This window comes from Trinickia sp. NRRL B-1857, assembly GCF_050470685.1.
GTDB lineage: Bacteria > Pseudomonadota > Gammaproteobacteria > Burkholderiales > Burkholderiaceae > Trinickia.
Genome location: NZ_JBFLUK010000011.1, coordinates 1,528,986 through 1,554,807 on the forward strand (window position 1 = coordinate 1,528,986; position 25,822 = coordinate 1,554,807).

Genomic DNA, 25,822 nt, shown 5'->3' on the forward strand with positions numbered 1-25,822 from the left:
AGCTTCGCGCGCATCGGATCGATACCGAGCGCGTGCACGATTCACATTGCCACGACGTCCAGCAGCCTCGTTGCGATCGTAAAAAATATCTTGCGTACCGTTTCCATGGTGAAAGTCCACGTCGAGCACAGCCACACGGCGAGCGCCTTGATCGATGCATCGCTGCGCGGCGATGGCCGCATTGTTCAAATAGCAATAACCGCCCATGTACTCGCGGCCGGCATGGTGTCCCGGGGGACGGCATAGCGCGAATGCGGCCCGCATGCTGCCGGACAGCCGGTCGGCGCCCGTCAGCGCACAATTCGCACTTGCGCACGCGGCGTCCCATGTACCGGCGTTGATGGGCGAGCCCGCATCCATCGAAAAGAAGCCGAGCTTGCCGTCGATGAATTGAGGCAATTCCGTGCTCGCTAGGCCCCGCACGGGCCACACCAGCGGCAATGCTTGGCAACTGCGCCCGGTCGCGCTCCATTCGTTCCACGCCCCCGCCAGGAATTCGACATAGCGCTGGCTATGTGCGCCGGCGTAAATCGATTGGTCATAGGAATGCGGACCGACGACGTCGCCTAATTTGGCGGCCATCACTTGTGCAAGCACCGTCTCGGCTCGGGCTGGCTTCTCGAACGATTCCGAAACCGCACCGTCCTCGAGCTCGACGCCATAATGAAAACGATGGTCGCTGCTATAGATAGTGAGCATGGGTTGACGGTCCCGTTGAACATAGGCAACAGTCTACGGAGCACGGGCCGCCAAGATTTTGCTTTCGATTTCTGTGCAGCCTAGACTACCGGGCAGTTCGCCTACAAAACGACGAAAATGAGCACAAAGCGTCCCAAAGTCGAAATGGATACCGTCGATCGGTCAATGCTGCGCATGCTTCAAGACGACGGATCGCTATCGAACGCGGCGCTCCGCGAAAAGCTTTCGCTGAGCGTCACGCCCTGTTGGCGACGCCGCGAACACTTGGAAGACGAAAGCGTGATCACCGGCTATCACGCGAATATCGACCGGCGCGCCATCGGGCTCGACTTGCGACGGCAAGCCGGCGTCGCTTGGATTCAGTCGAGCTTGACCCTGCGCGAAGTGAAAGCCGCATCGCAGCTGCCGATCCCCGACGAAAACTAAACGGCCGGCAGCGCTAGCCGCCTATCGCGCCGTACCCCCCGATCAACCGAACCGGACCTCATCCCATGGATTTCGACGTCATCGTTCTTGGTGCCGGCATCGTCGGCGTGTCTTGCGCCATCCACCTGCAAGACCGTTCGCGGCGAGTCGCGCTTCTAGACCGCGGCGCTCCCGGGGATGGGACGAGTTTCGGCAACGCCGGGCTCATCGAACGTTCGGCCGTCACGCCCTATGCGTTCCCGCGCAGCATGGGCGCACTGCTGCGCTATGCGCGGAATCGTTCCACCGATCTCTATTGGGACTACAAGGCCCTGCCCGGTTTCGCGCCGTGGCTTGCGCGGTATTGGCACGAATCGTCTCCGGCACGGCTCGCCGAAGCCGCCCGCGACATGCTTCCGCTCGTTCGGCTGTGCGTTGACGAACATAACGCCCTGGTCGCACGCGCCGGCGCGGATGCCGCCACGCTCGTTCACCCCACCGGCTGGATCGAGGCGTTTAGGACACCTAGCGAATACTCGGCCGCCGCCAAGCGCGCCGAGCAGTTGGCGAGCGCTCAAGGCTTGCGTCTCGATACGCTGGACGGCGCGGCCCTACGCGCGCGCGAACCGGCGCTTTCCGACGCATTCTGCGCGGGCCTGCATTGGCTCGATCCCGAATGCGTGACGAACCCGGGTGCGCTCACCAAAGCTTATGCCGCACTGTTCGAGACTGGCGGCGGCACAATCGTCTCGGGCGATGCGGCGACGGCGCGCGCCGAAAACGACGCCTGGACCGTACAAACGCTTAACGGCACGATCAGCGCGCGCGAACTCGTCGTCGCCCTGGGCCCCTGGTCCGATACCGTATTCGCGCCGCTCGGCTATCGGATTCCGTTGCGAGCGAAACGCGGGTATCACATGCATTACGAAGCGACGCGCGAGGCACCGCTCGGCCGTGCGATCTTGGATCGCGAGCAGGGCTACGTGATCGCGCCGATGCAACGCGGCTTACGTTTGACGACGGGCATCGAGCTCGCCGCGCGCGAGGCTCCCCCCACCGGCATCCAACTCGCGCGCGCGGAAGCCTATGCACGCCCCGCCTTCGGGCTCGGGCAGCGCTTGGATCCGCAGCCTTGGCTGGGGCTGCGCCCCTGCACGCCCGATATGCGCCCCGTCATCGGCCCGGCGCCGAGGCACCGCGGTCTGTGGTTTGCCTTCGGCCACGCGCACCACGGTTTGACGCTCGGCCCCGTCACGGGACGGCTACTCGCCGAAATGATGACAGGCGCCGCGCCTTTCACCGACCCCAGCCCCTATCGCCCGGCGCGCTTTTGAGCGCGACTCGATATACGGCGTAACCCCGGGGTACAGGGGTTTGCCTACTTACTGTTAGGATTTCGGCGAAGCGATTACCACGCGACAGTGCAGAAATGTGTACTAATTTGTGCAAATTAACGTAAGCCGATCCCGATTATTTCCATTTGGAGAATTGTGTTTCTACGGATATAACGATAGCGATCCTGGCCGGACCCGAATACATTTACCAAGCTCGAGTCCAGGAGCTGCTATGAGGACCAAAAAGTCTCACGCTATAGACGTAAGCCGCGTCCAAATCGAAATTCTCGAACAATCCGACACGACGCTAATCATTCGTTGGGTAGAGCCCGGCCGCTGCCATTATGGGGAACAGCGCTGGCGCCGCCGCTCGGCCAATGCATCGGGAACCTGCATCGTATCGCGCCGGGCGATTCGCCGCGGCGACGCCGTATTTCGTCCCGCGGAACGTCCCGCGCCGGCCAATGCGGCGGCTATGATCTCCGTCGACGCGTTCGGCCATTCCGCCGAGGAATAATTCTATTTAGCCGGCCGGGCAAGGCTACGATTTCCGGTAGTTGCCGAGCGCCACCATTTATGTCTATTTCGGCGTGCCGTTGCACGCTCCCGCCCGAGGCCTCTGTCGCAATTGGCCAGGCTGCTGTCGCTTGCTGACAATAGCCGCTAATTAGGACTGCCGATATTCACGCGGTAAGCGCCGCTAATTTGCGCGCAACCCGCCGCCGCGTGCCGCCTGCCGTCTTCGAACGCGCACGCGCACCGGCGCCCGCCCGCCGGCCGGGCGCACCGCACATGAACCATCATCGCCATGCGAATCTCGCTCTCCATTCGAGGCGGCCTTGCCGCCGCCATCGCCGGCTATACGGCGTTGCTCGTACTCGTCATTGCGGGGGCGGTCGCGATGCTGTCGGCGGGCAATGCCGCCCTGGCCGCGATGTATCTCGACGATACGGCCTCGCTGCTGCATCTCAAGACCAGTTCGGAGCGGCTGCTCGTGCTGCGCGGGGGATTAAGCGAAGTGGAGCAATTGATCAGCGCCGGTCAGCCGGCCCAAGCCCAAATCGCTCGGTTGCATCGATTGCTCGCCCAGAGTAACGACGAATTGGCCGCCTATCAGCAGTTACATCGCCCCGATGCCGTCGAGAAACAGTTGCTCGACGCATTGCTTGCCCGCCGGCAAGCACTCATGAGTCAAACGGTGCAAAAGGCGTTGTCGCAACTGGACGACGACAATATGGTCGATTTCCTCTCGACTCAGCGCGAGGCCCCGCCCGCCCTGTTCTCCGCCTATCAGGATGCCATCGCCGCGTTGGAGGACCTGCAAGTGGCGCGCGAGAAAGCGCGCTTCGAAGCGGCCGATCTGCGCTTTCAGCGCGCGCTATGGGCACTGGGCGCAGCTGCCGCGCTCGCGATTGCCGTCGGGTGGGTCATACAACGCACGCTCGCCCGTGCGATCGTCGCGCCCGTCAATACGGCCGTGGCGCATTTCGATCGCATCGCTCGAGGCGATTTGACGGAAGGCGTGTCGATCGCGCGCATGAACGAAATGGGCCACCTGCTGACCCGACTGAACCAGATGCAAACCGGCCTGGCGCGGACGGTGAGCCAGGTTCGGACGAGCACCGAGTCGATCGTCGGCGATGCGCGCGCGATCGCGCACGGAAACATGGAGCTCTCGGACCACACCGAGCAGCAAGCCGCGTCGCTGCAAGAAGCGGCCGCTAGCATCGAGCAATTGACCGCCACCGTTCGGCAGAACGCCGAAAATGCCCGTAGCGCCCGCGCCTTTGCGGTCAGCGCCGCCGAGATCGCGTTGAAAGGCGGCAGTGCCATGGAGCGCGTGGTGTCGACGATGAGCGCGATTTCGACCAGCTCGGCGCAAATCGCCGGCATCGTCGGCGTAATCGAAGGCATCGCGTTCCAAACGAACATTCTTGCCCTGAACGCAGCCGTCGAAGCGGCGCGTGCCGGGGAAAACGGCCGCGGCTTTGCCGTCGTCGCGGCGGAAGTGCGCAATCTGGCACAACGCTCGGCATCCGCCGCGAAAGAAATCAAAGCGCTAATCGGCGATTCCACCGAACGGGTGAACGGCGGCAGCGCACTCGTCGGCGAGGCCGGCGCGACGATGACCGATCTCGCACAGGCCGTGGAGCGCGTGCGCACGATCATCGCCGAGATCAGCCTCGCATCGGAGCAACAGTCGATCGGCATCGAACAGGTCAACGCCTCGGTCGCGCACATGGAACAGGCGATGCAACGCAACGCCGCGCTCGCCGAAGAGGCGTCGGCCGCCGCGGCTTCGCTGGAAGACCAGAGCCGCCGCCTCGACGAAGCCGTGGCGCGCTTTCGGTTGGCGCGCGACGCCGGCTGACGTACCGATACCATCGCCGCGGCGATTCGGTTCTATCGGCGGAAAATCTGGCCTGGTCTACTGGATAGGCAGCGTGACGGTTCGATCGCGCGCATTCCATTGAAGAACCAAGGCTACTTTCATGTCGACTCCCGATCGTTCTCACCAATTCGTGCTCACGCTCGCTTGCCCGAGCGCCGCCGGCCAAGTGGCCGCCGTCGTCGCGCTGCTGGATAAGCACGGCGGCTACATCGACGAGCTCACCGTCTTCGACGACGACCTCAGCGAGCGCTTTTTCATGCGCTGCGTCTTTCACGGCGCACGAGCGACGGGCGAACCGCTCGATATCGATCGGCTCAAAGCGCAATTCGCCCCGATCGCCGCCGATTTCGATATGACGTGGGCGATCCACGACGCCGACGTGCGCCCCAAAGTGCTCATCATGGTCTCGAAACTGGAGCATTGCCTGGCGGACCTGTTGTTCCGCTGGCGCATGGGCGAGCTCAAAATGGATATCGTCGGCATCGCATCGAACCACACGACGCTCGAGGCGATGGCCGTGCAACACGGCTTGCCGTTTCACTACTTGCCCCTCACCTCCGACACGAAGGACAGGCAAGAAGCGCGACTGCTCGATTTGTACCGATCGACGGGCGCAGATCTGATCGTGCTCGCGCGCTATATGCAAATTCTTTCCGAAGAAACGAGCCGCAAGCTCGCCGGACGCGCCATCAACATCCATCACTCGTTCCTGCCCGGCTTCAAGGGGGCGAAGCCTTATCACCAAGCCCATGCTCGCGGGGTGAAGCTCATCGGCGCGACGGCCCATTTCGTGACAGACGATCTCGACGAGGGCCCCATCATCGAACAATCGGTGGAGCGCGTCGATCACTCGCACAGCCCGGAACGGCTGCTCGCCGTCGGGCGGGACGTGGAATGCATCACGCTCGCGCGGGCCGTCAAAGCGTTCATCGAACGGCGCGTATTCATCAACGGCGAGCGCACCGTCGTGCTCCAGTAAGAGCCCCCTAAGAAGATCGCCTTGGTATCGCTCCGCGCAAGCAACCGGCGCGGAGTTCGCGCATGCTCGACGTCGAAATACATCGCCGATCGCAACCAAAAAAAACGGGACGCAGCGGTCTTTCCGACCGTGCGCCCCGCCAGGGACCCTGCTCCATACTTGATACTTGATGCTCGGTGCGACTACTTCACGCCGGCAAGCCAATCCGACACGCGGTCGGGATGCGCCGACACCCATGATTTCGCCGCATCCACCGGCTTGGTACCGTTTTGAGCCGCGAGCATTACACCGTCGATCTCGCCCGGCTTCCACTGGAATTTCTTCAAGAATTCGACGACGGTGGGCGCCTTCTTCTCAAGCTCGGGGTTGATCACATTGTCGACATGCTCGGCGCCGCCGAACACCTTCTTCGGATCCTCGAGAAACTTCAGTTTCCACTTCGCGAACATCCAATGCGGCGCCCATCCGGTCACGACGATCGGTTTGTCGGCGTGAATCTCACGAGCAAGCTCCGCGGTCATCGCGCTGCCCGAGCTCGGCATGAGTTGATAGTCGAGGTTATAGGCCTTGATCGCGTCGTCGGCTTTTTTCATGACGCCCGCGCCCGCGTCAATACCGACGATACGTCCGCCGAAATCGCTCTTTTGAGCTTGTAGATCGGAAATCGACGTCGCTTTCACCGTGGCCGGCACGACGAGCCCGATCTTCGCATCGTTGAAATTCGCGCCGAGGTCCTCGACCTTCGACTTGTATTGATCCCAATACGCCGCGTGGGTAGCCGGTAGCCAAGCCGAGAGCGTCGCGTCCAAATCGCCGCGCGCCACGCCGCCCCACATCACGCCGGCCGCGACGGGCACAAGCTTGACGGGGTACCCGAGCTTCGTTTCGATGATTTGCGCCGCCACGTTCGAGGTCGCGACGCTGTCGTCCCAGCCCTCGACATAGCCGATCTTGATCGTGGGTTTGCCGTCCGCCAGGGCCGGCACGGCACACGCCAGCGTCGCGCCGAGCACGGCGGTCGTCAGCAATCGTCTAAGTAAATTCATGATGGTCTCTCCAGGTCTGTCCGCGGCGCGGGTGTCACAGGCTTTAGATTGCGAAGCCATAAATCGCTTGTGAGTGCGGTTTCCGACATGCGCTTGTCCGTGAGCGACCCGCGCGTGTCGTTATTTGTCGACGACGAGATCGCTAAGCGGCTTGCTACAGCAAAGCAACACCATGCCCTGGTCGATCTCCCGTTGACGAATGCCCCCGTTATGACGCATGTCCACCTGTCCCGAAACCAGCTTTACCTTGCACGTCCCGCACATGCCCTGCGTGCACGATGCGGGGAGACGAACGCCCGCGCGCTTCGCCGCATCGAGCACGTGTTCGTGCCCCCCGCACTCGATATCCCGGCGCATCTTCGCAAACGTGACCGAGAACGTCGTAGCATCGTCCGTTTGCGCATCACCGGCCGGCGCACTCGCGCCTTCCAACGCCGCGGCCTGCTCGGCCGCGGGCAGCGAATCGAAAGAGAAGCTTTCCTCGTGATAATGCGACCGGTCGAAGCCCGCCTCGGCCAGCATATCGCGCACCGCCTTCATATAAGGCGCGGGGCCGCAGGTGAAGATCTCGCGCTCCATGAAGTCGGGTGCGATCAGCCGCAACAACGGCAGCGTCAAAAAACCGGTAATGCCCGGCCAAGTCGTGCGCTGTCCCACCCGCTCGCAGACGAACGAGGTCCGGAAATGCTGCTGATTCGCCGCGATCAGCTCAAGCTCGCGGGCGAAGATGACGTCGTCGGGCGTACGAGCGCTATGCACGAAAACAATATCGCGGTCCTCGCCCAACTCATGATGCGAACGGCTCATCGACATTAGCGGCGTAATGCCCGAGCCCGCCGACAAGAACAAGTATTTGCCGGCGGCATGGCGTGCACAGGTGAATTCCCCGGCAGGCCCGAGCACGCGGACCGAATCGCCCGGACGCAGCGTATCGTGCAGCCAATTCGATACTTTCCCGCCGGGCACGCGCTTGACCGTGATCGAAATCGTATGAGGCCGCGTGGGCGGCGACGAAATCGTATAGCAGCGGTTGATCGCCTCGCCGTCGATCTCGAGCTCGAGCGTGATGAACTGCCCGGGTTCGAAAGAAAACGTCCGCCCCGCTCGCGACATGAAGAAAAAACTCTTCACATCGTGCGTCTCCTGCCGGACCTGGCAGCAGACGAGCGTTTCCTCCGCATCGCTCGTCCACGGCTCGCCCAGGGCGCCCCAAAAGGCGGGCCGCGCGAGGCGTCCGTCTTGCAGCTCGAAGGTTTGCGCGTCTCGCATCATGTCGTGCCTCGTTATCCGCTAAGCCCCGACGTGAGCGCCCAGGCGCCGGATGTACCAATCGCAAAATTTTTCCACGAGCCCTTCCGTGTACGGCGAATAGGGACCGGGCTCGTACGCGCTGCTGCCCGCGCCGCGCTGCGAGAACTCCACGAGCGTGCGATCCTGCGCATTCGTTGCGTTCCAGACGGCCGTCAGATTCTCGACGTCGTAATCGACGCCCTCCACGGCGTCCTTGTGCACCAGCCACTTCGTACGCACGAGCGTTTTACCGGCCGACAGCGGGATCACCGAAAACGTCACGATGTGATCGCTCATGAAGTGATGCCACGAATTCGGCTGCGTCCAAAACGAGAGCCCGCCCAAATCGGCGCGCTTGAATTCGCCGAGCAATTTCTTCGACGCCACGCGTGCATCGAGCGTTTGCGATTCGCCGCTGCGATCGAGCGGCAAGCGCTGCGTACGAAAACCCGTGACGTCGCTTAAGCGGTCGATTTCCACCGAGGGCAAGCTCATCGCCTCCCACTGGGCCGCACGTTCGACGCAAGTGCGTTCGAACGCCGCCATTCCCTCGGCATTGGCAGGCGACGGCTGATAGCCGAACCCGTATTCATAGAGCGAAATCGTCAGCTCGGGATGGTTCGCGACGCAGTGATAGCACTCGCGATTGTTTTCCATCGTGAGCTTCCAATTGCCCTCTTCGATGATGTCCACCTGCGCCGCGATCTTGCAGTTCGGCAAATCGTGCGGCAGCAGATACGGCTCCATCGCCGCGCGCATCATCGCGAAATCGACGGGCGGTTGTTCCGCAAGGCAAACGAATATCAAGCCACCCAAGCTTTCGACGTGCACCGACTTGAGGCTATGCTTGCAGCGGTCGAACTTCTCGCCCATGTGCTCGGCGAACATCAGCGCGCCGCTCAGGTTGTAGGTCCAGCTGTGATACGGGCAAACGATGTTGCCCACGGTGCCGCGCTCTTCGTTGCACAAGCGCGCGCCGCGATGCCGGCATACGTTGTGGAACGCGCGGATCGACATATCGTCGTCGCGGACGATCAGGACCGATTCCCCGGCGAGCTCGACGGTCACATAGTCGCCCGGCTCGGGAATATCGGGTTCGACCGCGACATGGATCCAGTGCTTGCGGAAGATCGCCTCCATATCGAGCGCGAAGATCTCCTCGCTGAGATAAAACGGCGCCTCCAAGCTGTAACCCTGTTTGCGCCGATCGATGAGCGCGCGAATGTCTACGGATACGGTCATGTCTGCTCCGAATGCTTACGTGCTTTAAGTGCTTTGAATACTGTCTGCATAACGTGTTGTGCGTGTCCGCTTCGGCTCACGCCTCGTGCGAGTGCTCGTCGCAAGGGCCAGATGCGGTTTATCTGCTGCAAACCCTGCGAATTCAGTAATCGACGAGTCGATGCTCCCGCAAATACCCCAAGATGGCTTGTGCTTTTTCGACCGAAGTCCCTTCAATTACGACGTTTCCGCCACGGCTCTCCGTCGTCGTCGCCGTCAGCATCCGCGCATGCCCCGAACGCTTTTCGGCCGCTGCGAGCTTGATCGGCTTACGATGAACCGGGGCCGTGCGCCAAGCGTCGACGTCGGCGTCATGAACGCACGCCGTGCGCTGCGGCTCGATCGAACCCGCAACACTGCGCGCATAGGCATAGCGCGGCGCCGCGCCGGCCTGCGGATGCACGGCTACGACGGCCGGCAGCGAAGCATCGATATGCCGGCGCAAGCCCTTCGGCAAGAACTGCGTCACCGCAACACGCTCGCCGTCGATCGCCACGTCGAGTGCCGAATCGATCAGTGCATAGCCGAGCGCGTTCGCCACGCGGTACGGCAGCATGCCGGTGTCATAGGCGCCTTCGGCCCGCGTGCCGGTGAGCACGAGCGAGACGCCGCGCAAACGATCGGCGATCAAGGCTGCGGCATCGTCCCCGTCGGTGCACCTCAACACGTCCACGCGCGGCGCGCCCAGCGCCAGGTAATCGGTCAACGCGAGATTGGACGGATCGCCCGCATGCACCACGTCGAGCTCGGCCCCATTCGCTTGCGCAAGCATGCGAGCGATTTCGAGCGCGCACGCATCGTTTCGGCTATAGCACGAGACACCGCTCACGCGATGCCGTCCCACCGACACCAGTACCGCAATACGGTTCGGCGTACGTTTCGGTTTCAGATCCGCTTTCATGCAGCCAATCCCTCTCGCACGTTGGTACTCGCAGCAGCCCCAGCATGGCTGTGACCGCCCTGTTTCGCTTCGCCGACCGCGTCGGTCAACGCACGCATCGTCGATTGCGCGTCGGCGACCACCGTCAGATTGGCGCGTTTGGCGATCGGCGCGCTCGCGTCCAAATTGACCGCGATTACGTGCCGGCAGTCCTTGATCCCTTGCAGATGCTGGACGGCGCCCGAAATGCCGAACGCGATGTAGACGCTCGCATTGACGGTCTTACCCGTCGCGCCCACTTGCTTGTCGCGCGTGAAATGACCGTTGTCCACGGCCACACGGCTCGCCCCTATCGCGGCGCCGAGCGTACGGGCCAGCGTCTCGAAGGCGGCAATGTCGGTCACGCCGTTGCCCGCGGAAATGATGAAGTCGGCTTCTTCGAGCGCGACTTGCGCCGCGTCGAGCTGAGCCGTGCCGCGGTCGGCATAGCGTCCGGCATCGTGCCGTCGCTCGGCTGCGCCGTCCGTTCGCAACGCGACCGCCTCTCCCGCCCCAACGAACGGAAGCTTGGCCGATACCGCCTCGGGATCGAGCAAGATCACGTCGGGCAAACTGCGAGTGGCGAAGGCGCGGCCCGCATCCACATAGCAGCCCACGTGCTCCGCATCGATCTCGACCACGTGCGTCGCGATACTCGCACGCGCTCGCGCCGCGTACCGGCGGCCGAGATCGCCGTCGCCGGTCGCGTTGTCGGGCATGAAGATGTGCGCCGGTGCGAACGCATCGACGCAATCGCATAGCGCGGCAAGCGTCTTGTCGGGGGCGAACGCCGGCCTGGCCAACAGCGGCAACTGGACGACCTTGTCCGCCCCGAGCGCAGCCGCATCGTCAGTCAGCTCGCCGAATACGAGCAGGGCCACCTCCGTTCGCGCATCGGCGAGAATGGCTGCGGCGGCGAGCGCCTGACGGGCGTGTTCGTCGAGCGCGCCGCGGTCGCTATGGGCGACGGCTAACAGCGTGCGAACACCGGCTTCATAGGCCCGTTTCGGCTTCGGCGCCGGCGCATGTGCGCCGAGCGGCGCGGCGAACATCGCCGCATCGGCCGCATCGCCGGCCCGCTCCTCGCCGAGCGTAATGCGCTTGAGCCCCGATGCGGCAATGACGAACGGCCGGCGCGGATCGATTCGTTTGATGGTCGTCATGGCGTATCACTCCAGCGCGGAAGCAACGAGTTCGGCAACGTCGAGCACTTCGGGGCGAGGCCCCACGACGCCTTCGAGCATCGCCGTGCAATTGGGACAGCCCACGGCGACGACGTCCGCGCCGACCGACCGCGCATCGGCGATGCGGATGTCCGGAATGCGCGCCTTGCCGGGGATATCCGTGAGCGGCGCTCCGCCGCCTCCGCCGCAGCAGCGCCCGCGCATGCCGTGACGCTCCATCTCGATCACCTTGATGCCGATCGATTTGAGCGCGCGCCGCGGCGCTTCGGTTTCGCCGTTATAGCGGCCGAGATAGCACGGGTCGTGATAGGTGATGCGTTTATCCGTCAACGCGGCCGACGCCTTCGGCGAAATGCGGCCCGATTGCACGAGTTCCGCCAGCAAGCTCGTATGATGCTGAACCTCATAACGCACGCCGAACGCGCGGTACTCGTTGCGCAGGCTGTGCATGACATGGGGGTCGGCTGTCACGATCCGTTTGAAACTGAGCGCGCCGAGCGTCGCCGTCATGCGTTTGGCCATGGCGCGAAACGTCGCTTCATCGCCGAGTCGCCGCGCGACGTCGCCCGTATCGGCTTCGGTGCCGCCGAGCACAGCGAAGTCGATGCCCGCCTTGTTCAGCACTTTGACGAGCGCACGCAACGTGCGTTGATAGCGCATGTCGAACGCGCCCTCGCCGGCGATCAGCAACACGTCGACCGCCACGCCCGGCTCCGCGACGCGCGCGTTCAAATCCACGGCCCAGTCGTAGCGGGCGGCAATATCGTAGCCTCCGGCACTGCCTGTCTCGCGCAAGTTGGCGAGGACTTCCGGCGCTTTGCCGGGAATACCGCCTTCGGTGAGCGTACGATGCCGGCGCATGTCGACGATCGCATCGACATGTTCGATCAGCATCGGGCACTCTTGTACGCAAGCGCGGCAGGTCGTGCACGACCAAAGCGTGTTCGACTCGATCAGCCCCGACACGATCGGCCCGTTGGGATCGCCGCCGTGGCGCCCCACGGCGATACCCGGCGTCGGGCTACCGGCGTAGGCGGCATCGGTCCCGCCGACCATGCCCACGACGAGATCTTGGATCAGCTTCTTCGGATTGAGCGGCTGCCCCGCGGCAAACGCCGGACACGCGGCCTCGCATTTCCCGCATTGCACGCAGGCATCGAAGCTCAGCAGTTGATTCCAGCGAAACTCGACGGGCTTCGACACACCGAATTCACTGCGTTCGAGATCGGGCGTCTTCAGCGCGGTGGGGGGAACGGCGCTGCCGCTTCCCGTATAAGCCGCGGCCGTTGCCGAGAACCGCTCCTGGCGCGGATGAAAGGCAAGGTGCAACAGACCGGCGATTGCATGCTTCATCGGCCCGCCCTTCGCGGCGCCGAGCGTCATCGCGAATGCGCCCATGCCGATCAGCACCGCGCAAATCACGGCGAATGCACGCGACATCGCCGCGGCCGGCACGACGGTGAAGAGCAGCAGCCCCAGTGCGAACGAGCCCAGCAGCCAAGGCAGCGTATTCCAAGGTCCGCGCGAGAGCCGAGCGGGAACGTCGCGCGCTTGCCTGCGGCGCCAAACGAATACCGCACCGATCAGCATCGCGAGCGCCGCGAGAAAGATCAGCTTGTCGAGCCAGGGCGAATAGATCGCAAGACCGTAATTGACGAACACGAGCGCGAGCGCGGCGATCGCACCGCCCGCCGTGGCGACGTGCGTCTTGGCGATATACGGGTCACGCGCGACCACGTGGTGCAGATCGACGAAATATCGCTTGGGAATCGCGAACAGATTCGAAACGCCAAACGCGCCGGGCGCGGTCGCACGCCCGAGCCGCCAATAGGCCGAACGCTTGGCAACGGCAAATGCGAGCCCCGCCACCGAAAGCCACAGCAACACTGTGATCAGAAACGCCGGGCTCATGGTTAGAAGTCCTTGCAAAGCCGCAGCGCATCGTAGATCGCGCCGTGGATGTTGTGCATCGAGATGCAATCGCCGACACGGAACAGCAGGAAGCGCCCGTTGCCGAGCGTTTCCGACAGCGACGGCTGGGGTTCGGCCGCGAAGAGCTTGTTGACGTCGGTTTGCCCGCGATTCACCGATTCGGGCTTGAGCTTCCAGTAAAGCGAATCGTTAGGGGTACTACCGTTTTCGATGACGACTTGGTCGACGGCACGCTCCTCTTGCTCCTCCGTGTATTCGTTGCGCAGCACGGCGATCGTTTTGCCGCCCTCTTCGTAGACACGATCGAGCCAGTAATTCGGCGTATGGATCACGCCTTGCGCATAGAGCCGTCGATAGAAGATCGGGAACGTCGTGCCGCCGCAATCGTCGGCCACCTTCACGTCGGGCGTCACGATTTCGACATTGGAGCCGCGGCTCGAGATGAAGTCGGCCACGCCCGCACCGGCATGCGTACTCACGCCGTCATAGACGAGGACGTTGCGCTTCGGCTCGACACGGCCCGAGAGGATGTCCCACGAGCTCACGGCAACTCCGTCGGATACGCCCCATGCAGCGACTTGATCCGAGAATGCGCGGCCTCCGGTGGCGAGCACGATGATGTCCGGCTTCTCGGCCATGATCGTGTTCACGTCGGCCTCGACGCCGAGCCGACGATCGACGCCGAGCCGCTTCGTCTCCATATCGAACCACCGGACGATGCCGGCCATCTGCTCGCGCTGCGGCGCCTTCGACGCCAGCACGATCTGACCGCCCACTTCCGTATTCTTCTCGAACAGCACGACGTCATGGCCGCGCGAGCGCGCGACGCGCGCCGCCTCGAGTCCCGCCGGCCCCGCGCCGACCACCACGACCTTGCGCTTCGGCCCACGAGACTTTTCGATCACGTGCGGCATCGTCGCTTCGCGCGAGGTGGCCGCGTTTTGCACGCACAGCACGTCCAAGCCGTTGTATTGACGATCGATGCAGTAGTTCGCGCCGACGCACTGCTTGATTTCGTCTTCGCGACCGTCGCGGATTTTGATGACCATATGCGGATCGGCGATCTGCGCGCGCGTCATGCCGACGAGGTCGATCATCCCCGATGCGAGCAAACGCTCGGCCTGCCCCGCGTCGCGGATGCTTTGCGCGTGCATGACCGGAACCTTCACCACCGATTTGATCCCGGCCGCGAGATGAACGAACGGCTCGGGCGGCAAGGCCATCGGGGGCATGCAGTTGGCCAGCGTGTTGTGCGTATCGGCGCCGGAGCCGATGACGCCCAGGTAGTCGATGAGGCCCGTCTCCGACATCGCTTGCGCGATTTCCTTCAGTTGCTCGTGATCGAGTCCGTCTTCGTGGAACTCGTCGCCGCACATGCGCAGCCCCACGACGAAATCGGGTCCGACGGCTTCGCGCACCGCCGTCAACACCTCAACGCCGAAGCGCAGCCGGTTCGCGAGCGAGCCGCCCCATTCGTCCGTCCGGAAATTCGTGCGCGGACTCCAGAACTGATCGATCAAATGCTGGTGCGCCGCCGAGATTTCGATGCCGTCCATGCCCGCTTGCTGAACGCGCTTGGCCGCTAGCGCGAAGTCGGCGATGATGCGACGGATTTCCTCGACCTCGATCGTCTTCGCATTGCCGCGGTGCACGGGCTCGCGCACCCCCGAGGGCGTCATCAAGTGCGGCCAATGCTCGCCGTGAAACGCGGAGCGGCGTCCCATATGCGTGGCCTGAATCATGATCTTCGCGCCGTGCCGATGCATGGCTTCGGCCAACCGGTTCAAGGGATCGACGACGCGATCGGTCGACAGATTGACCGATTTCCACCATCCCTGAGGGCTGTCGATCGATACCGGGCTCGAGCCGCCGCACACCGCCAGACCCACGCCGCCCTTCGCCTTTTCCTCGTAATAACGGATATATCGGTCTCCGGGCAGCCCGCCCGGCTCCGCGTAGACCTCCGCATGCGCCGTACTGACGATGCGGTTGCGCAGCGTCAGCTTGTTCAGCGTCATCGGTTTGAACAAATGGGGGTAGCGCATGTCGATCGACCTCGAGCGTGTTCTCTGACGAGCTGTATTGCGAAATAGCGATGGGGTTTGCGTCGCCGATCAATTAGTTCGGCAGCGGCGAGACTTCGAATACGCAATGCTCGTGGCCTTCGCCCGCGCACTGCGTCTCCTTCGACTGTGAACGCGGGGCCTTACCGCCCCCGGCCGTGTCATTGACCCAATCCATGGCGCCGGCGAACCAGCCGGCGAACATGTAGCAAAGCTTTCCCTCCTTTTCAGGCTGGGCCAGAACGAACGACGAGTGGCGCAACTCGATACGCGCGTGAGCGCGCGCCGGGTCGGCTTCCGCGATCGTGAACAGACCCCAACCGCGCTGCGAAAGGCGTTTCAAGTAATGCTCGAACACCGCCATGCCCGTCAGCCCATGCTGCTTGGCTTCCTTGTCGCACCAGTGATAGGCCGACTTGTAGCCGGCGCGATAGAGAATCTCGGCGTACGCATCGCGTCCGAGCGCCTCTTCCACGGCGACGTGGTTGTTCGTGAAGAAATGGCGCGGCACGTAAAGCATCGCCAGCGCGTCGGTCGTCCAAACGCCGGTATCGGCATCGACGTCGATCGGAAGTTGCGGTTGCATCTAGAGGGTCCTCGTTCGAAATCAAAAACGGTACGTTACGCGCCCCATACGTCGCGAAATACCCGCACCCAGTTCTCGCCCATGATCTTGCGGATGCGCGTCTCGCTCCAGCCGGCGCGCTCCATAGCCGCGGTCAAGTTCGGAAACTCGCCGATCGTGCGGATACCCTCGGGGTTGACGACCTTGCCGAAGTTCGTCAGGCGGCGATAACGCCCCTTGTCGTGCGTAAGCCAATCGAAGAAATCGACGCTGTAACCCTGCGTGAAATCGGTGCCGATCCCGACGGCATCCTCGCCGATCAAATTGACGACGTAGTCGATCGCTTCGATATAGTCTTCGACCGTCGCGTCGATACCGCGCTTGAGAAACGGCGCGAACATCGTCACGCCGACGAAGCCGCCGGCATCCGCGATCTCCTTCAGTTGCGCGTCGCTCTTGTTGCGCGGGTGCTCCTTGAGCCCGGACGGCAGGCAATGCGAATAGCAGACCGGCTTCTTCGAAAACGCGATCGCTTCCGACGACGTATTGCCGCCCACGTGCGAGAGGTCGACCATGATGCCGACGCGGTTCATCTCCGTAATGACTTCGCGGCCGAAGTCCGACAAGCCGCCATCGCGCTCGTAGCAGCCCGTGCCGACGAGGTTTTGCGTGTTGTAGCAAAGCTGCACCACGCGCACGCCCATGTCGTGGAACGCTTCGATATAGCCGAGGTTGTCTTCGAACGCATGTGCGTTTTGAAAGCCGAGGATGACGCCGGTCTTGTTCTCCCGCTTGGCGCGCAAGATGTCGTCGGTCGTGCGCACGAGCGTCAAGATTTCGTCGTGCTCGCGAATTTGCTGCTTCATCTGCGCGATGTTGTCGACGGTCTTCGGAAAGCTCTCCCAGACCGAGACCGTGCAGTTGGCGGCCGTGATGCCGCCTTTGCGCATGTCCTCGAACACCGAGCGCTCGAACTTGGAAATATTTAAACCGTCGATGACGATGCTGTTTTCATGAAGAGTGGACATCAATGGCTCCTGGCTTGGACGGGGCGAATGGAAGCGGTCATGCAAGCGTGCGCGCGTCCGATCAGTAAATCGGAAAGCGTTCGCACAGCGCGAAGATCTCGCGTCGCACGCGCTGTTCCGTTTGCGCGTCGCCTTCAGGGTGGCGAGTGAGCGACTCGAACACCTCCAAAATCAGCCGTCCGATCTGCTCGAATTGCGCTACGCCGAAGCCGCGCGTCGTGCCGGCCGGCGTACCCAGACGAATACCCGACGTCACCGTCGGCTTCTCGGTATCGAACGGAATGCCGTTCTTGTTGCAGGTAATGCCGGCGCGTTCCAGTGCGGTTTCCACTTGCGTGCCCTTCAACCCCTTCGGCCGCAGATCCACGAGCAACAGATGGTTGTCGGTGCCGCCCGTCACGAGATCGACGCCGCCTTCGCGCAGCACCGCGCCGAGCGCTTGCGCATTGGCGAGGACTCGATCGATGTAACCCTTGAAGCCGTCTTCGAGCGCCTCGCCGAAGGCGACGGCCTTGCCCGCGATCACGTGCATGAGCGGTCCGCCCTGCAAGCCCGGGAACACGGCCGAATTGATCTTCTTGGCGATGTCTTCGTCGTTCGTCAGCACGAAGCCGCCGCGCGGGCCGCGCAATGTCTTGTGCGTCGTGGAGGTCACCACGTGAGCGTGCTCGATCGGGTTCGGGTGCCGGCCGGCCGCGATGATCCCGGCGATGTGGGCCATGTCGACCATCAACTTCGCGCCGACGCTGTCGGCAATCGCTCGGAAGCGGGCGAAGTCGAGCACGCGCGGATAAGCGGAGAAGCCCGCAATAATCAGACTAGGCCGATGCTCGGCGGCCAGCGCCTCGATCTGGTCGTAATCGATCAGCATCGTGTCTCGATTCACGCCGTACTGCACGGCGTTGAACCATTTGCCCGAGAGGGCCGGCTTGGCGCCGTGCGTCAGGTGCCCGCCCGCATCGAGCGACATGCCGAGCACCGTATCGCCGGGTTTGGCGAGCGCGAGCATGACGGATCCGTTGGCTTGCGCACCCGAGTGCGGTTGCACGTTCGCAAAGCCCGCGCCGAACAGGCGCTTCACGCGCTCGATCGCCAGCGCCTCGACTTCGTCGACGAACTCGCATCCGCCGTAATAGCGCTTGCCCGGATAGCCTTCCGCGTACTTGTTGGTCAGCACCGAACCCTGCGCCTCGAGCACGGCGCGCGAAACGATGTTCTCCGATGCGATCAACTCGACTTGCGACTGCTGCCGCTCGAGTTCCCGAAGCACGGCCGCGCGCACGGGGGCGTCGCGGTCGGCAAGCGTCTGCGTGAAAAACGGCTCTGTGTTCGACATGGCGTATCCGTAATGAGGGCGCGGCGCACTGTGCGGTTCGGCGCCGCCGGCGTTCGTTGGCGACGGCTCTATTCTTGCGGTTCGCCCTTTTTGCGGATTGACGAATTCAGACGCGTTCTTTACCTTTTCCGACACGCGCGTCCGTTTTGGACAAGTCGGATGCGCCGTATCGATGCGGCGACGATCGGGCGATAGGCGGCGACGGCGAGCCGGGAGCGCCGCCGATACGCACCGAATCGCGACCACCTCGCAATGCAGCACGAATGCACCAATCGCATGCCGAGACGGGCGCTCGCTGGGCACCGGCGCACGGCTGCGGTGCAGCATAAATCGCCGCACCGCGCGGGTATAGGGTTAAGCCGTATGGCATGCTTGTTGCCCTGGAATCCACAATGAAACGCGCCGGCTCGGCGGTAGCCGCAGCAGCATTAGATCGGATTCAAAGGAACGTCCCCATGTCCCCTGACCGCACTGCATCGCTGTCGAACTTCGTGTTCATGGCCCTGCCGAACTTCACGATGATCGCGTTTTCGAATGCGGTCGAAGTGCTTAGGATGGCGAACTATCTCAGCGGCCAGACGCTCTACCGCTGGTCGGTCGTCAGTCCCGACGGCGGCCCAATCATGGCCAGCAACGGATTGGCCGTCGAAACGGTGCCCGTGTCGTCGCTCGAGCAGCAGCCCGACGTCGTTTTCGTCTGCGGCGGCATCGACGTACAGCACTCCACGACGAACGCGCATTTATCCGAGTTACGCCGTTTCGCGCGGTCGGGCACTGCGCTCGGCAGCCTATGCACGGGTACCTATGCACTCGCGCGCGCAGGGTTGCTCGACGGTTACGCCTGCGCCATTCATTGGGAAAACATGTCGGCGCTCAAGGAAGAGTTCCCCGGCACGCGTTTCTTGAAGGAGCTATTCGTCGTCGATCGCGATCGGATCACCTGCACGGGCGGCGTGGCGCCGCTCGATATGATGCTGCATTTGATCGCACCGCGAATCGGCACGCCTCGCGTCACGCAAATCGCCGAGCAGTTCATCGTCGAACACGTCCGCGATACGAGCGCCCAGCAACGGATGCCGCTCGTCGCGCGCCTGGGCTCGGCAAACAAGTCGCTGTTCGAAGTCATCGCATTGATGGAGAACAATATCGAGGAGCCGCTGTCGCGCGAAGAACTCGCACGGCTCGCGAATATGTCGCAAAGGCAGCTTCAACGGCTGTTTCGCGAGCACCTCGGCATGACGCCCACGCATTACTACCTCACGCTGCGGCTACGACGCGCGCGCGAGTTGCTGTTGCAAACCGACATGTCGATCATGCACATCACGATGGCGTGCGGTTTTCAATCGGCATGCCATTTCAGCAAGAGCTATCGCGACGCATTCGGCACCGCGCCGACGCGCGAACGCCGCAAGCAGGTGGCGCCGCTCGCACGCTCGGCAGCCGGCGCGCCTACCGCACCGGCATTGCACGTCTGATTCGGCTTATCCGCTCGCCTTCGCCTATCACGCGGCGGTCAACGCGTCGCGCAATCGGCGGGCGATCGCGTCCGCCTCGCTCGGCGAGCCTACGTTCGTAAATCCCATCAACAGGCCTTGCTGCTTTGGCCCGGCCTTCGCATATCGTTCGGACAGCGGCTGGCAACTCAGCCCGATCTCCCGCGCACGCCGCGAGAGCGAACGATCGCCGGCGCGCGAACGAATCCGCACGATGAGGTGCATGCCCCCGCGCGTTTGATCGATCTGAATGCGCTCGCTAAACGCGGCATGCAGCGCATCGGCAAGCCACGTACGGCGGCGCGCATAGAGCGATCGCATCTTCTTCAAATGGCGGGCGAAATGCCCCTGCGTCAGGAAATCGGCCACGACGATTTGCGCTAAACGCGCCCCGCTCCCGCCTGCCCCCGCTCGCACGGCCTTTTCGAAAAGCGGCGCGATCGCATCGGGGACGACGATGTAGCCCATCGATAGCGCGGGAAAGAGCGCCTTCGAGAAGCTGCCCGCGTAGATCACGCGGTCGCGCGAATCGAGGCTCTTGAGCGCCGGCAGCGTCGGACCCGCGTAATGAAACTCGCCGTCGTAGTCGTCTTCGAACACCCATGCTTTCGCTCGCGCAGCCCACTCGAGCAACGCTAGACGGCGCGATACCGTCATCGACACGCAAAGCGGCGCTTGATGCGACGGCGTGACGATCGCCAATCGCGCGGCGGGTGCGGATGAGCACCCCACCGATACGGCAATACCTTCTTCGTCGACGGGAATCGGCGCCATCGTCACCGCCAGCCGCTCCAGCACCGCTTGCGTAGCCAAGTGGCATGGATCTTCGATCCATGCGCAGTCGCCCGACTGCAATAGCGTCCCCACGGTCAGCGCGAGCGACGCGCGGTAGCCGCATGTCACGAACACCTGTTCCGGGCGGCAGCCAATCCCGCGAGACACCCGCAAATAGGCCGCGATAGCCTGCCGCAACGCCGGTTCTCCCGAGGGATTCCCATACCCGAGGTCGGTTGGTTGCGCACTGCGAACGCGCCTTGCCGCAAGACGCGACCATGTCTTGCGTGGAAATGCATCGAGTGCCGGAACGCCGAGTTGCAACGGCAGCGGCGGCAGCGCGACAAGCGCGGGCGAGCCCTTGTTCCGCCCGAACGAACTCGCGCTCTCGGAAGCGGCGTCGGAGCTCGCCGAGCGGCCTCGCGACGATAGCGGAAGATTCGGCGAGACCACCGTTCCGGCCGGCCCACGCGCAAGCAAATAGCCTTCCCCCGCAAGCCGCTGATACGCCGCCTCCACTGTTCCGCGCGCGACGCCGAGCTCGCTCGCGAGCACGCGCGCCGACGCAACGCGCGCGCCGGGCGCCAGCGCGCGGCTATCGATCGCCGCGCGAATCCGCTCGTAGATTTGCAGCGAGAGCGGAACCTGCTTGCGCCGATCGATTCGCGCGATCGATGTTCGCTCATCCGTTCCGCGATTCGCCGGCGCCATCGATGGCCTAGTCGCTTTCTTCATTTTTGGTTCTTTTCAGTGGTGCATGGCGCGATCAAACTACCACGGAATCGTTAAGGGAGGATCGGACCCATGAAAGGAAAAGTTTTTTTGGCAGGCGCCGCGGGGGCCATCGGCGCCGCGCTGACACCGCTGCTCGTCGACGCCGGATACGAGGTATATGGGACGACACGGCGGCTGGAGCGAACGGACGCGATTCGGGCTGCGGGCGCGCACCCCATCCTCGTCGACATATTCGACCGGGAAACGCTGGCCAATGCGATCGAATGCATCGCGCCGACCATCGTCATTCATCAATTGACCGATTTGCCGCCGGGGCTCGATCCCAAGCTCATGGGCGACGCCGTGGCGCGAAACGCGCGCATTCGCGGCGAAGGAACGGCCAATCTCGTGGCGGCGGCCCGTGCGGCAGGATGCGAGCACGTCGTTGCGCAGAGCATCGCCTGGGCGTATGCACCCGGCGCCCAGCCTTACGAGGAATCGCACCCGCTCGACCTTTGCGCCGAAGGCGCGCGCGCCGTCACTGTCGTCGGCACCGCAGCGCTTGAGCGTTGGGTCCTGAGCCTCAACGAATCGGGCGGGATCGGCACCGTACTGCGCTACGGCAATCTGTACGGTCCCGGCACCGGGCGCGACACGCCGCAAGGCGCCAGCCCGCTGCACGTCGAAGCCGCGGCTTGGGCGGCGTTGCTCGCGGTTCGGCACCCGCGCGGCGGGGCGTTCAACATCGCCGAGGACGGCGCCGAAGTCACGAGCGAAAAGGCCAAACGCGAATTCGGCTGGCGGCCGGAGCTGCGCGTGGAGCACGAGGCCGCCCATTGAACGAGCCGGCGTGTCAGCCGACTTCGGCGCCGATCCGCAGGGCCAGAAAATCGACGAGCGCGCGCACTCTCTTCGGCAGTGCGCGCCCGCTCGTCCATACCAGATGAATCGGTGCAGTGGATCACTTCTTTGCAGTGGTCGCGTTCGAGGCGCAAATCAACGCGACGCCCGCCTCGGCCGTCGCACGTAACGTCTCACGTTCGTCGCCCGCCCGCGAGCGCATGGCCAGCGAATGCATGATCGCCGATGCGATCCGCGACAACGCGGCTGGATCGGCATCCTGCGAAAGTTCGCCGTCGCGCTGCGCACGCTCGAGCCGTCTCTCGAACGAGCGATCGAAGACGCGCAAACCGTCGGCCAAGATCGTACGCACGGCCTCGTCGTTCATCGCCTCGACCACGGCCGTACCCGTCAGGAAACAGCCGTTGGCCACGTGACCCGAGCGATAGTAGAGACCCAGCGCAAGGTCGTACACGTGCATCAGCGCGTCCTTGAGCGGCAGATCCTCGCTCAATGCCTTATCCATCGCAGCCAAGCTGACTTCGATGTAGCGCTCGAGTGTCGCGAGATACAGCGCGTGCTTGTCGCCGAAGGCGCCGTACAAACTGGGCCGATTCATGCCCATCGCCGAGCTCAAATCATCGAGCGTCGTTGCGCTGTAACCGCTTCGCCAGAACGTGTCGCGTGCGCGCGCCAGTGCATCGGCCGCGTCGTATGCGCGTGGGCGGCCGCGCGAGCGCTTCGGCTCCGCCCGATTGTCTTCCGTCTTTTTTTGTACCATCTAGAACAAAATTACTTGACCGTTCGAAATTTTGTTCACTATAGTACAAAAACCAACCAACGAGGAGATAGCGGATGGACCTGTACTTTTCGCCGATGGCGTGTTCGCTCGCCACCCGCATTGCGTTTTACGAAGCCGGTTACGAGGCGCAATACATTCAGGTGGACACCAAGCGCAAGCAGTTGCAGGACGGCAGTGACTTTTTCGCGATCAATCCGCTCGGACAAGTGCCGGTTTTGCGTACCGACGACGGTTCGCTGTTATTCGAAAATTCGGCGATCTTGCCCTATGTGGCGGATCGATTCCCGGCCGCAAAGCTTGCTCCCGTCGACGGACTCGAACGCGCACGCCTGCACCAGTGGCTAGGATTCATCGGTACCGAGCTGCACAAAGCCTTGTTCGTGCCGCTTTTAGACGAGAAGGCGAACGACGACGTCAAACGCTACGCGCGCGAGCACGTCGCGCGGCGCATGCAAATGCTGCAAGCGCATCTCGCCGCTCGGGAGTGGATGCTGGAGCGCTTCAGCATCGTCGATATTTATCTGGCCGTCGTGCTGAACTGGGCGCGCTATTGCGACGTCGATCTCGCGCCGTGGCCGGCGGCACTGGGTCTGATGAAGCGGGTCATGGCGCGGCCCGCCGCCGCGCGCGGATTCGAAGAGGAACTCGCCCTCTTTCGTGCCGAGCTCGCCCGTCAGCGCGTCTAAGCAAACGCACGCCGCTTAGCCGTTAGTCGATTAAATCCGCCACCGCCAAGCCGTTCGCTTCGCAGTACTGACGGTACGCAGCCAGTTGGGTCGACGCGCCCACTCGGTTGCGCACCGTCCCATCGGCACCGATGAACTCGACTTCGCCATAGACGACGACCATGACGACCAATGGCACGTCGCCCACCACCTTCCACCAATCGGTATTGCCCGGCGGCTCATAGACGTATTGCCCCGGGCCGATACGCTCGCCCGTGCATAGCAGACGCTCGCCTTCGAGATTGAACGCGTGAATCGCACCGGTGTGCCGATGCAACGGCATGATCGCGCCCGGGCTCATACGCATCAATTCGACGAACCCGCTGCCGTCGGAGAAAAACCTCAAGGGCTTCCATGCCTTGACGGGCGATTCGGGAATCCACGGCATGTCGGGCGCACTGGCAATGCGCGCGGGAAGATATTCGATCGGCGATGCGGGTAATTTCGGCTCGATGTGACTCATGGCGGTAGCTCCATTGAACGGCGGAGAGGAAGCCGTATGCGCCGCACTTTAGCGGTACACTGGCTCAACATTTGATCCAGTCTCTAACCCATCGATGGAACCAGTTTTCGAGTTTCCGCTCGAGCTCGCCAAGCGCGGTCCCGGTAGCCGGGTGCAACGACTGCATCAGCAATTGCGCGCGGCGATCATCGAGCGACGACTGATCGCCGGCACGCGGCTACCGTCTACGCGTCGCGTGGCGCAAGCCTACGGGATCGCGCGCAACACGGTAATCGCCGCTTACGATCTGCTCATGGCGGAGGGATTCATCGTCACGCGGGCCGGCGCGGCGGCCGAAGTCGCGAACGTCGCGACGCAAACCGGCATGAGCGGACGCAAGCGGCAGCCCCGGCTGGCCCCGCGCCCACCCGCGATGGATTGGCGCAAAGCAGGACCCGCGGAGGCGACCGAGAGATCTTCAATCACGCGTGGTTTCGAATTGGGCGTACCCGAACACCGCTGGTTCCCATCCGATGTCTGGCGCCGCGCGTTGATGCGCGCATCGAGCCCCGCACTCGCCGATGCATTCGGCTACCCCGCGCCCGAAGGCAGGCCGCTGCTTCGCGCGGCTATCGCGCAGCATGTCGGCTACGCGCGTGCCGTCGTCTGCACCGACAACGACGTGGTGGTGACCTCGGGTGCGCAACAGGCGTTCGACTTGCTCGCGCGCGTGCTCGTCACGCGCGGACAAACGAAAGTCGCGGTCGAGGATCCCGGCTATCCGCCGCTACGCGCGGCCATGTCGGCGGCCGGCGCGCAACTCGTTCCGATCTGCGTCGATGAGCAAGGGCTTATCGTGGATCGTTTGCCGCCGGATGTACGGATCGTTTGCGTCACGCCGTCGCATCAGTTTCCGACCGGCGTCGCAATGTCGCTTGCGCGCCGGCGCGCGCTGCTCGATTTCGCGCAACGGCATGGCGCCGTGATCATCGAGGACGACTACGACGGCGAATTCCGTTACGGAACGCAACCGCTCGATGCGCTGCAAATGCTCGATCGCAATGAAAAGGTCGTGTATGTCGGCACGTTTTCGAAAAGCTTGTTTCCGGCGCTGCGCCTCGGCTATATCGTCGCCCCACCCTGGCTCATCGAAGCGCTGACGGAGGCAAAACAGAGCGCCGACAACGGCGGCAACGTCGCCATCCAAGAGGCGGTGGCACGGTTGATTCTCGATGGCGATCTGGCTCGGTACACGCGCCGAATGCGTAAGCGCTACGCCAGACGGCGAGATACGTTGCTCGCGGCAATCGATCGCGATTTAGGCAACTGGCTGATTCCCGTCGAGCCCGGCGCCGGCATTCACCTTTATGCGCGGTATCGCGATCGGAGACAAGCGCAGCGAATCGCTTCGCTTACGGCACAGTATGCCGCCGGCGCGCGAGACGCCGGCAGCTTTTTACTCGAGCGTCGAGCGAGCGCTAGCGCGAGTGCGGGAATCGCATTCGGATTCGGTTGCATCGACGAAGAGGAGATCGAGGCATCGATCGCGCGCCTGGCTCGCGCGATCGGCCGCGCTTGA

22 protein-coding genes and 1 pseudogene are annotated in these 25,822 nt (G+C 63.3%); 9 read left to right on the plus strand and 14 right to left on the minus strand.

All coding sequences use genetic code 11. The features are described 5' to 3' along the window. Positions 1–72: 72 nt before the first annotated feature. Positions 73–699, minus strand: a pseudogene (locus AB1286_RS27205) (histone deacetylase family protein); the annotation flags it as partial. Positions 700–816: 117 nt separating this feature from the next. On the opposite strand from AB1286_RS27205, the gene AB1286_RS27210 reads away from it, so the two are divergent. The 5 genes from AB1286_RS27210 (at position 817) to purU (ending at position 5,809) form a co-directional block, all read left to right on the plus strand. Continuing rightward, positions 817–1,125 (plus strand): Lrp/AsnC family transcriptional regulator, encoded by a 309-nt coding sequence (locus tag AB1286_RS27210; protein ID WP_430366314.1) that lies wholly within the window; start codon positions 817–819, stop codon positions 1,123–1,125. 65 nt (positions 1,126–1,190) lie between these two features. Continuing rightward, entirely contained in the window at positions 1,191–2,438 is a 1,248-nt protein-coding gene (locus tag AB1286_RS27215) for an NAD(P)/FAD-dependent oxidoreductase (RefSeq protein WP_430366315.1), read from the plus strand. A gap of 232 nt (positions 2,439–2,670) precedes the next feature. Next, the gene (locus AB1286_RS27220; protein WP_430366316.1) at positions 2,671–2,955 is read left to right on the plus strand and encodes a DUF3331 domain-containing protein; all 285 of its coding nucleotides are present in this window, start codon (positions 2,671–2,673) and stop codon (positions 2,953–2,955) included. Between the two features lie 291 nt (positions 2,956–3,246). After that, entirely contained in the window at positions 3,247–4,809 is a 1,563-nt protein-coding gene (locus AB1286_RS27225; protein ID WP_430366317.1) for a methyl-accepting chemotaxis protein, read from the plus strand. 121 nt (positions 4,810–4,930) lie between these two features. Next, on the plus strand, positions 4,931–5,809 hold the full coding sequence (gene purU / locus AB1286_RS27230) for a formyltetrahydrofolate deformylase (RefSeq protein WP_430366318.1): 879 nt from the start codon (positions 4,931–4,933) through the stop codon (positions 5,807–5,809). Between the two features lie 182 nt (positions 5,810–5,991). Here purU and AB1286_RS27235 read toward each other — a convergent pair whose 3' ends face one another. The 10 genes from AB1286_RS27235 to AB1286_RS27280 all read right to left on the minus strand — a co-directional run bounded on the left by AB1286_RS27235 (position 5,992) and on the right by AB1286_RS27280 (position 18,453). After that, positions 5,992–6,855: a glycine betaine ABC transporter substrate-binding protein gene (locus AB1286_RS27235; RefSeq protein ID WP_430366319.1), complete on the minus strand. Its 864-nt coding sequence runs from the start codon at positions 6,853–6,855 to the stop codon at positions 5,992–5,994. A 120-nt stretch (positions 6,856–6,975) separates the two neighbouring features. Continuing rightward, complete coding sequence (locus tag AB1286_RS27240; protein ID WP_430366320.1) at positions 6,976–8,127, minus strand: FAD-binding oxidoreductase; 1,152 nt, start codon at positions 8,125–8,127, stop codon at positions 6,976–6,978. An 18-nt stretch (positions 8,128–8,145) separates the two neighbouring features. Further along, positions 8,146–9,387 (minus strand): aromatic ring-hydroxylating oxygenase subunit alpha, encoded by a 1,242-nt coding sequence (locus AB1286_RS27245; protein ID WP_430366321.1) that lies wholly within the window; start codon positions 9,385–9,387, stop codon positions 8,146–8,148. A 142-nt stretch (positions 9,388–9,529) separates the two neighbouring features. Beyond that, complete coding sequence (locus AB1286_RS27250; RefSeq protein ID WP_430366322.1) at positions 9,530–10,327, minus strand: electron transfer flavoprotein subunit beta/FixA family protein; 798 nt, start codon at positions 10,325–10,327, stop codon at positions 9,530–9,532. Then, positions 10,324–11,508, minus strand: a complete 1,185-nt coding sequence (locus AB1286_RS27255; RefSeq protein WP_430366323.1) for an electron transfer flavoprotein subunit alpha/FixB family protein — start codon at positions 11,506–11,508, stop codon at positions 10,324–10,326. The genes AB1286_RS27250 and AB1286_RS27255 overlap by 4 nt, the downstream gene beginning before the upstream one ends. A gap of 6 nt (positions 11,509–11,514) precedes the next feature. After that, positions 11,515–13,440 (minus strand): (Fe-S)-binding protein, encoded by a 1,926-nt coding sequence (locus AB1286_RS27260; RefSeq protein ID WP_430366324.1) that lies wholly within the window; start codon positions 13,438–13,440, stop codon positions 11,515–11,517. 2 nt (positions 13,441–13,442) lie between these two features. Then, a complete protein-coding gene (locus AB1286_RS27265; RefSeq protein ID WP_430366325.1) occupies positions 13,443–15,506 on the minus strand; it encodes an FAD-dependent oxidoreductase in 2,064 nt (687 codons plus the stop codon). 73 nt (positions 15,507–15,579) lie between these two features. Further along, positions 15,580–16,110 carry a DUF5943 domain-containing protein gene (locus AB1286_RS27270; RefSeq protein WP_430366326.1) on the minus strand — a complete coding sequence of 177 codons (531 nt, stop codon included), beginning with the start codon at positions 16,108–16,110 and terminating at the stop codon, positions 15,580–15,582. Positions 16,111–16,145: 35 nt separating this feature from the next. After that, the gene (locus AB1286_RS27275) at positions 16,146–17,117 is read right to left on the minus strand and encodes a dipeptidase (RefSeq protein WP_430366327.1); all 972 of its coding nucleotides are present in this window, start codon (positions 17,115–17,117) and stop codon (positions 16,146–16,148) included. Positions 17,118–17,178: 61 nt separating this feature from the next. Then, a complete protein-coding gene (locus AB1286_RS27280; protein ID WP_430366328.1) occupies positions 17,179–18,453 on the minus strand; it encodes a serine hydroxymethyltransferase in 1,275 nt (424 codons plus the stop codon). A gap of 455 nt (positions 18,454–18,908) precedes the next feature. On the opposite strand from AB1286_RS27280, the gene AB1286_RS27285 reads away from it, so the two are divergent. Then, a complete protein-coding gene (locus AB1286_RS27285) occupies positions 18,909–19,928 on the plus strand; it encodes a GlxA family transcriptional regulator (RefSeq protein WP_430366329.1) in 1,020 nt (339 codons plus the stop codon). Between the two features lie 27 nt (positions 19,929–19,955). Here AB1286_RS27285 and AB1286_RS27290 read toward each other — a convergent pair whose 3' ends face one another. After that, positions 19,956–21,455, minus strand: coding sequence for a PLP-dependent aminotransferase family protein (locus AB1286_RS27290; RefSeq protein ID WP_430366330.1), 1,500 nt, complete (start codon positions 21,453–21,455; stop codon positions 19,956–19,958). Between the two features lie 69 nt (positions 21,456–21,524). Here AB1286_RS27290 and AB1286_RS27295 point away from each other — a divergent pair, with 69 nt between their 5' ends. Next, positions 21,525–22,274, plus strand: coding sequence for an NAD-dependent epimerase/dehydratase family protein (locus AB1286_RS27295; protein ID WP_430366331.1), 750 nt, complete (start codon positions 21,525–21,527; stop codon positions 22,272–22,274). A 121-nt stretch (positions 22,275–22,395) separates the two neighbouring features. Here the strand turns inward: AB1286_RS27295 and AB1286_RS27300 are convergent, their stop codons facing one another. Beyond that, entirely contained in the window at positions 22,396–23,055 is a 660-nt protein-coding gene (locus AB1286_RS27300) for a TetR/AcrR family transcriptional regulator (RefSeq protein WP_430366332.1), read from the minus strand. A gap of 74 nt (positions 23,056–23,129) precedes the next feature. On the opposite strand from AB1286_RS27300, the gene AB1286_RS27305 reads away from it, so the two are divergent. Further along, entirely contained in the window at positions 23,130–23,762 is a 633-nt protein-coding gene (locus AB1286_RS27305) for a glutathione binding-like protein (protein ID WP_430366333.1), read from the plus strand. 22 nt (positions 23,763–23,784) lie between these two features. On the opposite strand, the gene AB1286_RS27310 is transcribed toward AB1286_RS27305, so the two are convergent. Further along, positions 23,785–24,264, minus strand: coding sequence for a cupin domain-containing protein (locus tag AB1286_RS27310; protein ID WP_430366334.1), 480 nt, complete (start codon positions 24,262–24,264; stop codon positions 23,785–23,787). A gap of 94 nt (positions 24,265–24,358) precedes the next feature. Here AB1286_RS27310 and AB1286_RS27315 point away from each other — a divergent pair, with 94 nt between their 5' ends. After that, positions 24,359–25,822, plus strand: coding sequence for a PLP-dependent aminotransferase family protein (locus AB1286_RS27315; RefSeq protein ID WP_430366335.1), 1,464 nt, complete (start codon positions 24,359–24,361; stop codon positions 25,820–25,822).